A 12,846-nucleotide genomic window follows, 5' to 3' on the forward strand; every position below is an offset into this window, starting at 1 on the left:
GACGAGGCTGATCAAGCCTTCCAACAGTACCAGCCTGATCAATTACGGCGAGAGCTACCGGTCCGGAGATCGCATCAGCCCCTCTCTGCATATGCACGCGGCCGCCTGAATTGCCGATTTCGCTCAGCTGCTGCTGAATGGCGACGGCTTGCAGCGTATTCAGGGCCCTCTGCGTCTGCGCTGGCCACAACAGCGCTGGTGAATGTTCATTGTTGGGACGACTCACTCGGGTGGCAGGTGGTTGCCCTGGTCAAGCTCATCCGGCGAAGGGCGGATCTGCTGTTGGCTGGCAGCCAAGACTGGGGGCGGCGGCCCGAACTCCGGCGTCCCAGAGCTTGCGAAAGCCTCCGACACGCTTCTGTTGAGGTCATCCCGTCCAGCGGGCATCCCTGGGTTGCTGAAAAAAGACGAGGCGGCTTGATGATCCTGCCCTCGCTGAAGCACCTCGCGAAACCCCCTGTTCCAGTCGCAGAAGCTCCTCTGGTTTGGTTGGCGGCTCGTCAGCTCGACCATCGAACAGCGGCCGGAGCGCCTCGGACACGTGCTGCTCAAAGCCCACTTGCCGGGCTTGGCCCTTCCAAGCCGGCGTCCTGCACCTGCGACAAAGCTGTTACACGGGATGGATTTTTTCGCGGGGTCCACACCAGCCTCACATCAAACTGTATCGTCAAAGTCCTGCGCCAATTCACACAGCGGGTCATCGAGTTGAGATTCGGCGGAGAGCGCCTCCTCTGCTCCCGTCAAGGGCGCCGGCTCCGGGAGGGCGCCTGTCTGGCGTTCAAAGATGCGTTTCAGAATGCGATCCGAAAAATAACGCACCTTCCTCAATTTTAATGGTGGCAGACCTTTGATGAGAACAATCTCGTAGTCGTCATCGAGCAGCCGAACCTGTTCGGGACGCAATAGCGGTGCACCTTGATGTGAATTCTGAATGGTCCAGTCGAACGTTCGCGCCTGGCTGTGGGAAATCGATTTGGCTTCAAACGTGTATTCACCGATGGCCTTGGAAATGTAGTTCGGAGTCTCGTCATCAGCCGTGGCCATGAACACTTGCAGTCCGGTATTGCTGAGAAAATTCTGCTTGCCAGCCTCTCCATAAGCCCCCGTCAGTGCCGAAAGGCTTTGGATGATGAGCATGAAACGCCCCTTGTAGCCCGCGATAGTCGTGATTGCGGTCTCGATCGCCTCCAGCTTACCCAAGTGCTTGAACTCGTCGAGCAGGAAGAGAACCTCGTGCTTTTCATCCCGGCGGGCCAGCGACCGCTGCAGAATTGAAACGATTTGCTGAAAAAACAAGCGTATCAGAGGCGCGATCACCTCAAGATCGTTCGGACCAACGCAAAGATAGATGCACGTTCTGCGACGGCGAAGATCATAGACCGAAAAGTCCGAGCGACTTGTGGCCGCCTTTACAGCGGGATCCGCCCACAGGTTGAGCCCGCCATCGCCGAGCACGGAAGTGTAGGAGGTTAGGATTTTCGTATCGTTCCCCGCCATGTCGTCGAAGATGCGTTGTGCCTCTTTGTTCTGGGTCTCCATGGCGAGTCGCGCGAAGAGCTTAAACTTCTCCCCCGGCTGGGCGAAGAGGTCATAGACGGCGCCGATTGTTGGCGTGCCCCGCTCGATGCAGGCAAGGATTCCCGCGACAAAGATATCTCGCGCGCCGCTGACGAAACCTTCCGCGCCCTCCCCCTTGGCCGTAATCAGGTTTGCGGCCAAGCGGCGGGCTTCGGTGAATTGCTGCTGTGGAGGCAACGCTATAAGATCCAACAGCGGATTGTAGCAGTTTGTGCGCCGCTCCGAATCCAGCGGCGCGAATTTAAACACGTCGTCACCTGCGGCTTTGCGCGCCCTCGAGGTGAGCTCAAAGAGCTCCCCCTTGACGTCCAGAGCTATCACCGAGCCTTTGAATGTAAGTAGCGTTGGAATGACTATGCCGACGCCCTTGCCAGCGCGGGTCGGTGCAACGATGAGGCTGTGAGGCTGCTCGCCATTGGTCAGGTAGTAGCCAGGCCAGAAAGGGCCACTTGTCTTCCCAAACACCGGCCCTGTCACGCCACGGTATCGTCGCAGATATCCCGCGCGTCGCATTTCATCCACTCGAGCCCAACGAGCCGTCCCGTGGTGTTCGAGCTTGCGGCGCAATACGATCTGCTGAATCAGCAAGACGACCGCGGACGTCGAGAGCACGATAGCCGCGCCCCGATAGAAAACGGGGGTTGCGAAACCCAAATAGAAGGGCGTCTCAAACCAAAAGGCACGGACATCAAACGCCATCAGAGCCTCGCCGCTGCCGCCGTGGCGGAAGGTTGCGTAAAGACTTGCCGCACAGAAGCCCACGGCGAGTGAGCACGCGATGCTAATGGCTATGTTGGGGGGCGTCGTTTTTGTTGAAAGCATTGTTCCATTGCCGGATTAGCCGTAGCTAATGCTGCGCGTGCTTCAGAGACCGAACCGGCGTCGCGCGATGTCGCCGCTCGACAGATCGATGCCGCAGCGGGTGGTGCGATGCTTGCAGCGCATCACCCGGCAGACGTGGTTTTTGAAAGTTACACTAAGCAGGTACGTCAACGGCCAGCGAATTGGAAACGGCAAGGCCGTAAACGGAATTCGGGAGGGAAAGCGTCACTGTACCATGGCCGAGACCTCAACGGCCGGAGCGATCTCTGCTTCTGGTGGCCTCCATTAGGTCCTCTCGGGCGTGATTGAAGGCGTGGTTTATGGACCGCCCGATTTGAGCACCCCGCTGCAGCTGTTCATAGGAGGTTTGCGGGCCTACTGTATCACGGACTGCAGCCTCAATACCTGCTATGTGGCCGTCCAGATTCGCACTCCGTTCCTCTGCTGCATGCTGCGGCGGCGGCATGTGCGGCAAGATGTCTTGCATGCCGGGAAAAACTGAGTGAGCTTGGGCCTGTTGATTTGCGTCTAACTGTTGATACATGTTGAGAATAGCATTGGATGCCATCATCCTGACATTGCCATCCGGATCAGAAGAAGCCAATCCAATGGCCTGATCAAGAATGCGAGATTTGTTTTCGTCAGTAAACTTACTGAAGTGTGGCGCAACGTAATAAGCTCCGAGAGCTTGCGACGGCGGATCCATGTTGCCAATGCGATTAACAATAGCATCTTGCAGCCCTGGCGTTAGGTAATCGCCTAGATTACTGGCCGCTCCGACTTTCTGCAATGCTATGTCATCCGTGCTGTACCCCAATTCGGCTGTTAATGTCGCGGCCAGATCGATGGCTGATCGTCCAAGCCGATTGGTCCGCCTTTCAAATCTCGCGAGGTCAGTTTCTGGCCCGGGTTGAGTGCCCCGAACGGCTGTTCGCTCGTGCGTCCCGAGGCCTTTGAAGCCCCCAAGATTTCGCGCTGTATCGCGCGGGTTAGCGGTTACCAGCCGTTCTGCAACATCGCTCAATGGCCCCTCTGGAACGTCACGGAGGCTACTGCTCCCCACGCCTTGAGATGATCTTGCAGCTGCACGTGCCCGTTTGTTATCGCGATCCATTGCTCGCCTCCAAAGTAGTTATTCTACCCAATGAGGTTACCACCGAAGCTTGACCTGCTAAACCGATATGATGTTACAGTTGTAGTATGGCAAAGGGTTCCCAGCTCTGTGGGTCTGCCAAGTGCCCGTCCAAGCCGAAGAAAATACGATGAAGCTGGCATCAAATGGATGTGAACTGCCCCGGGCATTCCGGTGGCCGTTTCGTTTGAGTCACGCGGCTATGGCTGGTTCATCCAACATGGCGTAGTAGCGTTCCTCGGCTTCGGCCGGCGGGATGTTGCCGATGGGCTCCAGCAGCCAGCGATTGTTGAAGCAGTCGACCCATTCGAGCGTGGCGAACTCGACGGCCTCGAATGAGCGCCAGGGTCCGCGTCGATGGATCACCTCGGCCTTGTAAAGACCGTTGATCGTTTCCGCGAGAGCATTATCGAAAGAGTCGCCGACACTGCCCACTGCGGGTTCGACGCCGGCCTCCGCCAAGCGCTCGGTGTATTGAATGCTGACGTGTTGGGCGGATTCAACCGGTCGTCGCAACACCAAGGGATTGGAGGTTGCAATGACGGTTCACCAACGCGCTTCAGATCGGTGCACTCGAAAGAAGCTAGATCGCCCGGGCGTCCGCCGCCTGGCAGCGTGAGAATCGCTTCCGGTTCTGGCAAGCTATTGCCTTGGGACATTCGAGCGAGGAGGCCGCACTGGATGCCGGTACATCAACGCCTCTTGGTCCGCGCTGGTTTCGGAGTGCAGGAGGGATGCCGCCAACGCATTTGGCGCCGTGGGCGAAGCCGCCTTCGGGGCGATATCTTTCTTTCGGGAGCGCGAGGATATTGCGCTTGAGCTTGCCAAGGGAATCGGCATCCGGGCCATTGCTCGTAAACTAGGTCGGCCGCCGAGCACAATCTCGCGGGAGGTCAGGCGCAATGCCGCGACGCGCAGCGGCAATCTGGATTACCGGCCAGTGCCGCCCAATGGCACGCCGATCGTGAGTCCCGGCGGCCTCCTGGCAAGCTGGCGGTCAATCCGGCTCTGCGTGAATATGTTGAGGAGCGCTTGGCCGGCAAAGTCACCAACCCTAATGGCGCCTCATTCGAGGGCCCCAAGGTGGGTATGGAAAAAACGACAGAGCCGGAGGTGGTCGGCAGCCTGGAGCCCCGAGCAGATCGCTAAATCGGCTTCAGATCGATTACCCAGAGGATCAAACCATGCGGATCAGCCACGAGACGATCTATCAGTCCTTGTACATTCAAGGACGCGGAGCATTGCGCCGAGGACTGACCGCATGTCTGCGTTCAGGCCGAGCGTTGCGCGTACCGCGCGAACGCGCGTACCGCGCGAACGGGCCCGAATGCGCAACAAGTCCTTCATTGGAGACGCCGTTATGATAGGCGACCTTCCGGCCGAAATTGCCGATCGGGCTGTCCCCGGACATTGGGAAGGCGACCTCGTCCTTGGCCTCGGAAGCTAGGCGATCGGTACGCTCGTGGAACGAAGTTCACGCTTCACAATGCGTGCTTCACCTGCCGCGCATGCATGGCTATCAGCAGAGCCTGCGCATCAAGAACGGTCCACCACTTGCCGGCCACGGCGCTGAAGCAGTCCGCAGAGCATAGCCCGATCCATGGGCAAACTTCCCGAGCAGCTGCGTCAGTCGCTGACTTGGGACCATGGAGCGGAAATGGCGCAGCAGCCGACCTGCGCATCGACACCGGGCTCGAGATTTACTTCTGCGATCCCCAAGCCCGTGGCAGCGAGACTCCAACGAAAACACCAATGGCTTGCTGAGACAGTACTTTCCAAAGGGCACGGATCTCAGTCGGCACACAGCCCGGGAACTGGACGCAGTTGCCCATGCTATCAACACAAGACCGCGCAAAACGCTCGGCTGGAAAACACCTGCCGAACTCCTCGATCAGCTCCTTGGGGGACAGTATGATGCCGGTGTTGCGACGATCCGGTTGAATCCGCCTTGGCTGCCTCTATCGCTGTGATGGATGAGCCCGCCTCCCCGCGCGGGCCGCCGATCATGGAGAGCCTGTTCCAGGGCATCGAGAACGAAGGCTGCATGCGCCGTCCGGCTCACCCGCCAGCCGACGATCCGACGGGCATAGGTGTCGATGACAAAGGCGACATAGACGAAGCCCGTCCAGGTCGCGACGCAGGTGAAGTCGGAGACCCGCAGCATGTTCGGCGCCGGAGCATGGATCTGGCGGTTGACGTGGTCGAGAGGGCAAGGTGCGGCCTTGTCGCTCACCGTAGTGCGGAGGATCGGCTTGCCGCGGACGATGCCTTCGAGGCCCATGGCCTTCATCAAGCGGGCAACCGTGCAGCGGGCGACCTCGAAGCCCTCGCGACGCAACCGCCGCCAGACCTTGCGAATGCCGTAGACGCGGAAGTTCGCCTCAAACCCGTCGGACCTCATCCTTCGAGGCTGTATCCCATCTTGCCCGAGCCGACAGCCGGCAGGGGTCGACGCGCTTGGCGACATGGTCGTGGTAGGTCGACGGGGCGATCGGCAGCACCTTGCAGATCGGCTCAACCCCATGCGCCTTGCGGTGATCGTCGATGAACGCGATCATGGCCTGAACCGGCGGTCGAGCTTCGCCTGGGCAAAATACGCGGAAGCCTTGCTCTCGTTGGCCTGCGAAGCTCGCGGCTCTCGCGTTCCAGAGCCTTCAGTTTCGTCGCAGCATCCGTGGGAACTCCGGCGCGCACGCCGCCGTCACGCTCGGCTTTCTTGCAGCCGATCTTGGCGGCGATCGATGAAACCGCCGCCCACCGCGACGTATGCTCGCGTTCGTGATCCAGAACCAGCCGCACCGCGGGGGGTCCGGACCTCGGGAGAGAACTTGTTGGTCGCCTTGCTTGTCATGGTTCCACCTTCTCAGGAGTTGGAGCCTCCGATCAACCCGGGGCGGCACACAACAAGGGTCACGGATCAATCTGGGCGGGAACCCTAGAGAATCAGCCCTCAGAGCCTTTGATAATAGACCGACCCCTCGCACCTGTTTGGGCTGGGTGTACAAGTCAGGTTTTCATCAGGTTGGACGAGTATGTCTGGCAGCCAGAGCGCGACCACTTCCGTGCCCGCCCGCTCGTCTGGCAGACACACAAAGGAGAAAGATATGCCGTCAGCTACAAGCAGCGCCATCGTTTCCTGCCGCAGATCATCGCCCATCCGGTCTGGCCCTCCTTCAGGTCCCCTTGAGCCTGTGTCTCGTCGAGGAAATGGCCCGGGAGCGGGATCGTGGTTTCGTATGAGACAATCCGACGGTGCGGCAACAAATGCGGTCCGCATACGGAGCCATTACGTCGCGGCACTTGATATTGCAGTGCAGCAAAGGTAGAGGGCCGCCCCTTATCGGAGTGTCGTCCATGGGCCTTACCAATACTGGTAGCGAGGCAGAACCCGTCGAACAGTCGAGCCATCCGGCAATCGAACAGCAAAGCCCCAAGGTGCTGATGCTAGGCGCGCTCGGCGTTGTCTATGGCGATATTGGCACCAGCCCGATCTACGCCTTTCGCGAGGCGCTGGTGGCGTCGTCAGGCGGCAATGTCGCCCAGCGCGGCGATATTCTGGGCGTGCTGTCGCTGATCATCTGGTCGCTGACGATCATCGTCACCATCAAGTACATCATGTTCGTGCTGCGCGCCGATAACGGCGGCGAGGGCGGCGTGCTGTCGCTGATGGCGCTGGCGCGCGGCAGTTTCCCCAAGCGCTCGGCGCTGATGCTCGGCATCGGCATCGTCGGGGCATCGCTTTTCTTCGGTGATGCCGTCATCACACCGGCGATATCGGTGCTGTCGGCGGTTGAGGGCATGAATGTCGTCACGCCGACCTTCCAGCCCTATGTCGTGCCGCTGACACTGGTCATTCTTGCCATGGTGTTTGCGGTGCAGCGCTTCGGCACGGGCGGGGTAGGATTGGTGTTCGGCCCGGTGACGGCGGTGTGGTTCCTGGCAATTGGCCTTTCCGGGCTCAACCACATCATCGCCGATCCGGAAATCCTGTGGGCGGTGAGCCCGCACTACATCGTCGCCTTCCTGATCAATTCGCCCGACGTCGCTTTCGTGACCATCGGCGCCATCTTCCTCGCCGTCACCGGCGCGGAAGCACTCTATGCCGATCTCGGCCATTTCGGCCGCAAGCCGATCGTGCTGGCCTGGCTGGCGATCGTGTTTCCCTGCCTGCTGCTCAATTATGCCGGGCAAGGCGCCTTCGTGCTGGCCAAGAATGGCGTCGTCGGCCATCCATTCTTCGAAATGAACGAAGGCTGGACGCTGATCCCGATGGTCGTGCTGGCGACGGCCGCGACTGTCATCGCCAGCCAGGCGGTCATCTCCGGCGCCTTCTCGCTGACCCGGCAGGCGGTGCAGCTCAATATGCTGCCGCGCCTGGAAATCCTGCACACCTCGGAGAAGCAGTCGGGCCAGATCTACATGCCGCGCGTCAATCTGTTGCTGGCGCTGGCGGTGATGCTGCTGGTCGTCGGTTTCGGCGAATCGAGCAAGCTCGCCTCCGCCTATGGCATCTCGGTGACCGGCAACATGCTGGTGACGACGGTGCTGCTGTTCGTCGTCATGACCCGGATCTGGAAATGGCGGCTGTGGGTGGCGGTCGCCATGACGGCGCTGTTCGGCTTCATCGATGTCGGCTTTTTTGCCTCCAACATCGTCAAAGTGTTCGAGGGTGGCTGGGCTTCGCTGGCGGTGGCCTTCACCATTGTGCTGGCTATGTGGACCTGGGTGCGCGGCAGCCGCTATCTGTTCGACAAGACCCGCCGCAACGAAATCCCGCTCGATTTCCTCGCCGGCAATCTCCTGAAGAAAAAGCCGCAGCTGGTGTCCGGCACCGCGGTGTTCCTGACGAGCGATCCACTCAGCGCGCCAACCGCGCTGATGCACAGCCTGAAGCACTACAAGGTGCTGCACGAGCAGAACGTCATCCTTTCGGTGGTGACCGCGCCGCAACCGGTGGTGCCCGACAGCGACCGGGTCAAGATGGAGACGGTCAACGAGCTGTTCATGCGGGTGACGCTGACCTTCGGCTACATGGAGCAGCCGAACATCCCGCGCGCGCTGGCGATCTGCCGCAAGCAAGGCTGGAAGTTCGACATCATGACGACCTCGTTCTTCCTGTCACGGCGTTCGCTCAAGGCCTCGCCTAATTCCGGCATGCCGGTGTGGCAGGACCGGTTGTTCATCGGCCTGGCGCGTACGGCGGCCGACGCGACGGAGTACTTCCAGATCCCGACCGGACGCGTCGTCGAGATCGGAACGCAAGTGACGATTTAGGGCATGCCGCGGTTGAGAAGAATCGGTGCTGTCACATTGATTGAGCGGTAAGGAAATTCAGGTAGCAGCGCGCCCGGCACTGTAAGTTTCAGCGGCTTGATGCAGCGATAGCTGGCCGGGACGGCTGTCACGCTGTGGCGACACACGCGATTTTGTTCCAGATTTGCATGGGGCGTTACGCAGGTCTCGATGTTGAGCCGATGACAGCGCATTGCAGGGAAAGTGAGCAGGTCGGCAATCGGATCATGGATGGAAACGAACCGCTGAAGCTGGCGTGCCGACTTGAAGCGTTTCATGATCCTTTCGCGTCGTCGGGTCGGCTGGTGCGAATTTTCCGCTCGATTATTCAGGCCTGTGTGCGACCGGTGTTCGACGCCGGGCATGAGGTCGCGCATGGCGGCATCATAGGATCGGAGCTTGTCGGTGATCATGATCCGTGGTGTCCGCCCTTGAGCTTTCAGCAACTTGCGCATCAGACGCTTTGCCGCCTTGGCATTTCGGCGGCTTTGTACCAGCACTTCGAGGACGAAGCCGTCCTGATCGACGGCACGCCAGAGCCACTGCTTCTTGCCACTGATAGCCACGACACATTCGTCGAGATGCTATTTGTCGCCCAGGCAGCCGGCTGATATTGATCTCCTGGGCGAAATGCCGTCCGAATTTCTCCGCGCAGCTTCGAACGGTCTGATGCGTGACGATGATGCCGCGGGCCGCCAGCATGTCCTCAACCATGCGCAGGCTGAGCGGAAAGCGAAAGTAGAGCCATACCGCGTGCGCAATGATCTCGGCGGGAAAGCGGTGGCGACCATAGAGCGGATCACCAGCAACTTCTGACATGGCCCCATGTACGCACATCTTCATAAGCTGTCGGTTGACTTTACGATGCCGCGCCAAGCGAGCAGCATCCGGCCGGCGGGGCCGACCCCGTCTCCCGGCCCTGAGCAGAACGGCATCGCGCAGGTGCCGCTTCATCCTCGACGCGGCCAGCCTGCTTTGCCATTACCGCCGCCGCCGAAAGCGCCAGGCGTTGCCGCCAGGCGCCGGTCCGCCGGCAGCGGTTCGTTTCCACCGAGATCCGATTGCCAACCAGTTCCACTTTCCCCCAATACCTGCGTAACGCCGCCATGCAAATCTGGAACAAAATCGCGTATGTCGCCGCAGCATGACAGCCGTCCCGACCAGCTATCGCTGCATCAAGACGCTGATATCTTTACAGTGCCCGCACGCCTCTCGCGCGCCAACGGCCAGTCGGGTGTCGCGAATGAGGCGCGCTGAAGCCATCCGGCTCAGCCGATCATGGCGCTTCGGTTGCCGGGTTCGAGGTCGTGGCCTCTGCCGCTGCGCGATTCTAGCATTTGCGCCTTGGAGAGCTCTGCTTCAGCCTCGGCGAGGCATGGCTCGGCTGCGGTTCTCTGCCGCAGAAGGTCCGATTGCGAATTCTTGACGTTGTCACGACGTAGGCGAGCGGCCTTGGCGAACGTCGGATAAGCGAAATGATTGACATCGGAGATGCCGGCCTTCGTTTCCTCGGCGTTTATCTGGAAGTCCAGTTCTCGCGCCATGCGCTCGAAATCGGCAATCATGATGTCTAGCTGGTGCAACTGTCGCCGCTTCTCATTCACCTGAAATTGCTTCAGTCGGACCAGATTACCTCGTGGCTTCATGACTCGGTACTCCGGTACCCATTTCGTCCAATCAAACCGCTCTCTCCCCTTAACGTTAGGCCTACAGCGACTCTCACGTTTTCTGCTGCGAGCGGAAACATATTTTCCAAAATCCTTGGCCGATGGCTATGAGTTCAATGGCATCGACAAGCATGCGAGCGGGGGACTTAAGGGGCGGTAAAAAAAGGCGGAATAGGGCGATTTTCACAATGTCTGCATTGAACGCGTTGAGACCTGCGGCGGGCTTGACACACAAAGCAATCGTCAAGATTTGCGACATGGACGCCGGGGGGCATGAATACGCCCGCCGTCAGCTACACGCCCCCCGATTTCCGCCGCCTATTATCGCCCACGCGGTCTGGCTTTATTTCCGGTTTCCGCTGAGCCTGCGCCTGGTTGAGGAAATGCTGCTGGAACGCGGCATCGTGGTTTCGTATGAGACAAGTCGCCGGTGGGGCATCAAGTTCGGGCTGGACTGCGCTCGCTGCTTGCGCCGCAAGCCGCCGTGCCGGAATGACGTCTGGTACCTGAACGAAGTGGTCGTCACCATCGCCCGGCAAAAAGCTTTGGTTGTGGCGCACCGTCGACCAGGATGGATATGTGCTGGACGAAATCGTGCAAAACCGCCGCAACACCAAGGCCGCCAAGCGCTTGCTGACGCGGCTGTTGAAGAAGCAGGGGCTCGCGCCGAAGCGCATGATCACCGACTAGCTGCGCTCGTATGGAGCGGCAAAGCGACAGGTGATGCCGGACGTCAAGCACCGGTCGCACAAGGGGTTGAACAACGGAGCGGAGAATTCCCATGTGCCGCCGCGAAAACGGGAGCGGATGATGCAGGGGTCCGATCGCCGAGAGGCCTGCAACGCTTCGTCTCGACCTTGTCAGCCCTCCGCAACCTCTTCGTCCCGCCCCGCCCCAAACGTTCTGCTCTCGCCATACATGTTCATCGCCTCAGCGCGATCGCGCTGGTGATATCACGACGCGTTTGTACCGCTCGACCTACGCCACAGGTGCCGACGCTGTGACGAGCTTCGTCGGTCGCGTGTCGAGTGACGGCACCGGGGACAATTATCGTCGACCGCAGTCCATTGCCCAGACCAAGGCGCTTCTCGGCGTCGGCACGATGGCAAATCGCAGCGTCACGATCTCGGCCGCTGCCCCTTCTGGCGGCGTGGACGGTGATTTCTGGGTGCAGCCGTAATGGCCCTTTACGTCAAAGCCTCCGGGGTCTGGGGGGCGGCCAGCGCCGTCTGGGTGAAAATCTCAAGCCTCTGGACCAAGGCTCGACAGGTCTATGTGCGCAGCTCGGGCGTCTGGGAGAAAATGTTCCCGATAGATCTGGTCTTCAATGGCACTCACGAAGACTCGACTGCCACGACCGTTTACACCCACACCAGCATTCCGCTTCTTGTCGCGCCACACGCTAATCGTCGTGTCATCGTGACAACTGAGACCACTGACACCGAAAGTGCAGTGACCGTCAACAGTATGACGATTGGGGGTGTGGCTGCCACCCTTCTCGCTCAGGTGGAAAGCATCTTCAATTCTGGTGTGGTCTATCTGTCAGTGTGGTCAGCCCTCGTGCCAACCGGTACGACGGCAACGATCGTGACCACGTATAGTGAGAGCGTGTTCCGTGACTACATGTCGGTCGATACGACCACCAATTGGGATGGTGTGGTGGGCACTGTTGCCTCTGACAACAATTCAACGGGTGGCCTGACAACGACCGTCAGCATTGGTGCCCTGGGCGCAGCGATCGCAATTGCGGGCAACGCCACCAAGGGGGCATCGGCACTGCGACATGGACCGGGCTGACCCAACAGTTCTCAAACACACCAGTCACGGATACAAACCACAGCGGAGCAATGGCCATAGCTACCGCCGCCCAAGCTGCCCTCACCGTAACCTGTGCCTACAGCACTACTCCAGCACTTGCCGCACTGCTGGTGGTTCCGCTTAACATGTCCTGCCCAGGCCAGGGGTGCGCAACTCCTGACTGGCGACGGCGTCGGCGACATGCCTTACGGACTCGTATTGCCAGAGCTTGTAATCGTCGACAAACCAGCCAAGTCGGCTCTCGATCGCCGTAGCAAGCTCGTTATAGTCGAGGCTGTCGAGGCCGAGATCCCGCATTCTGGTTGTCATCGAGACCTCTACTTTTTCGGCAACTAGAGCGTTGAGGGTTTTGAGAACCAGTTGTTCAATTTCAAGTAATGTCATCACTAATACATGCCTTTTGATTGCAGATTCAGGTAATGCAACCCTGATCGGGTCCAACCCCCAAAACGAGGTGTGCCGTTGAAACATGTTCTTGTCATTGACGATGATGCCGCAATGCGGCGCCTCATCGCCGAGTATCTCACGATGCATGCC

General features: G+C 59.7%; 7 protein-coding genes, 7 pseudogenes and 1 other annotated feature. Of the genes and pseudogenes, 6 read left to right on the forward strand and 8 right to left on the reverse strand.

Features of this window, described 5'->3' with window-relative positions:
- Positions 1-654: 654 nt before the first annotated feature.
- The 3 genes and pseudogenes from virD4 to NKI73_RS32570 all read right to left on the reverse strand — a co-directional run.
- The gene (virD4, locus tag NKI73_RS32560; protein ID WP_352487763.1) at positions 655-2,400 is read right to left on the reverse strand and encodes a type IV secretion system ATPase VirD4; all 1,746 of its coding nucleotides are present in this window, start codon (positions 2,398-2,400) and stop codon (positions 655-657) included.
- A gap of 247 nt (positions 2,401-2,647) precedes the next feature.
- Entirely contained in the window at positions 2,648-3,424 is a 777-nt protein-coding gene (locus NKI73_RS32565; RefSeq protein WP_245260339.1) for a hypothetical protein, read from the reverse strand.
- Positions 3,425-3,724: 300 nt separating this feature from the next.
- A pseudogene (locus NKI73_RS32570) lies at positions 3,725-4,027 on the reverse strand (integrase core domain-containing protein); the annotation flags it as partial.
- Between the two features lie 43 nt (positions 4,028-4,070).
- Here NKI73_RS32570 and NKI73_RS32575 point away from each other — a divergent pair.
- Positions 4,071-5,502, forward strand: a pseudogene (locus tag NKI73_RS32575) (IS30 family transposase).
- Here NKI73_RS32575 and NKI73_RS32580 read toward each other — a convergent pair.
- Positions 5,481-6,383: pseudogene (locus tag NKI73_RS32580) on the reverse strand (IS3 family transposase); the annotation flags it as partial. The pseudogenes NKI73_RS32575 and NKI73_RS32580 overlap by 22 nt on opposite strands.
- Positions 6,016-6,132, reverse strand: a sequence feature (AL1L pseudoknot). (Overlaps the previous pseudogene by 117 nt.)
- Positions 6,384-6,886: 503 nt before the next feature.
- Between NKI73_RS32580 and NKI73_RS32585 the strand changes: the two are divergent.
- Positions 6,887-8,806, forward strand: coding sequence for a potassium transporter Kup (locus NKI73_RS32585; protein WP_352636047.1), 1,920 nt, complete (start codon positions 6,887-6,889; stop codon positions 8,804-8,806).
- 127 nt (positions 8,807-8,933) lie between these two features.
- Here the strand turns inward: NKI73_RS32585 and NKI73_RS32590 are convergent.
- The 3 genes and pseudogenes from NKI73_RS32590 to NKI73_RS32600 all read right to left on the reverse strand — a co-directional run bounded on the left by NKI73_RS32590 (position 8,934) and on the right by NKI73_RS32600 (position 10,470).
- Positions 8,934-9,643, reverse strand: a pseudogene (locus tag NKI73_RS32590) (IS6 family transposase).
- A 50-nt stretch (positions 9,644-9,693) separates the two neighbouring features.
- Positions 9,694-9,857: pseudogene (locus tag NKI73_RS32595) on the reverse strand (DUF1403 family protein); the annotation flags it as partial.
- Between the two features lie 235 nt (positions 9,858-10,092).
- Positions 10,093-10,470, reverse strand: coding sequence for a flagellar export protein FliJ (locus tag NKI73_RS32600; RefSeq protein WP_352487760.1), 378 nt, complete (start codon positions 10,468-10,470; stop codon positions 10,093-10,095).
- Between the two features lie 294 nt (positions 10,471-10,764).
- Here NKI73_RS32600 and NKI73_RS32605 point away from each other — a divergent pair.
- From NKI73_RS32605 to NKI73_RS32615, 3 genes and pseudogenes are all read left to right on the forward strand, one after another.
- Positions 10,765-11,495: pseudogene (locus NKI73_RS32605) on the forward strand (IS6 family transposase).
- Positions 11,492-11,671 carry a hypothetical protein gene (locus NKI73_RS32610; RefSeq protein WP_031194388.1) on the forward strand — a complete coding sequence of 60 codons (180 nt, stop codon included), beginning with the start codon at positions 11,492-11,494 and terminating at the stop codon, positions 11,669-11,671. The pseudogene NKI73_RS32605 and the gene NKI73_RS32610 overlap by 4 nt, the downstream one beginning before the upstream one ends.
- Positions 11,671-12,288, forward strand: a complete 618-nt coding sequence (locus NKI73_RS32615; protein WP_023749049.1) for a hypothetical protein — start codon at positions 11,671-11,673, stop codon at positions 12,286-12,288. The genes NKI73_RS32610 and NKI73_RS32615 overlap by 1 nt, the downstream gene beginning before the upstream one ends.
- A gap of 141 nt (positions 12,289-12,429) precedes the next feature.
- On the opposite strand, the gene NKI73_RS32620 is transcribed toward NKI73_RS32615, so the two are convergent.
- A complete protein-coding gene (locus NKI73_RS32620; RefSeq protein WP_352636050.1) occupies positions 12,430-12,780 on the reverse strand; it encodes an acyl carrier protein in 351 nt (116 codons plus the stop codon).
- Here NKI73_RS32620 and NKI73_RS32625 point away from each other — a divergent pair.
- Positions 12,772-12,846, forward strand: a pseudogene (locus NKI73_RS32625) (DNA-binding response regulator); the annotation flags it as partial. The gene NKI73_RS32620 and the pseudogene NKI73_RS32625 overlap by 9 nt on opposite strands.

Origin of the sequence: Mesorhizobium sp. M0496 (genome assembly GCF_040321205.1) — a bacterium.
Lineage (GTDB): Bacteria > Pseudomonadota > Alphaproteobacteria > Rhizobiales > Rhizobiaceae > Mesorhizobium.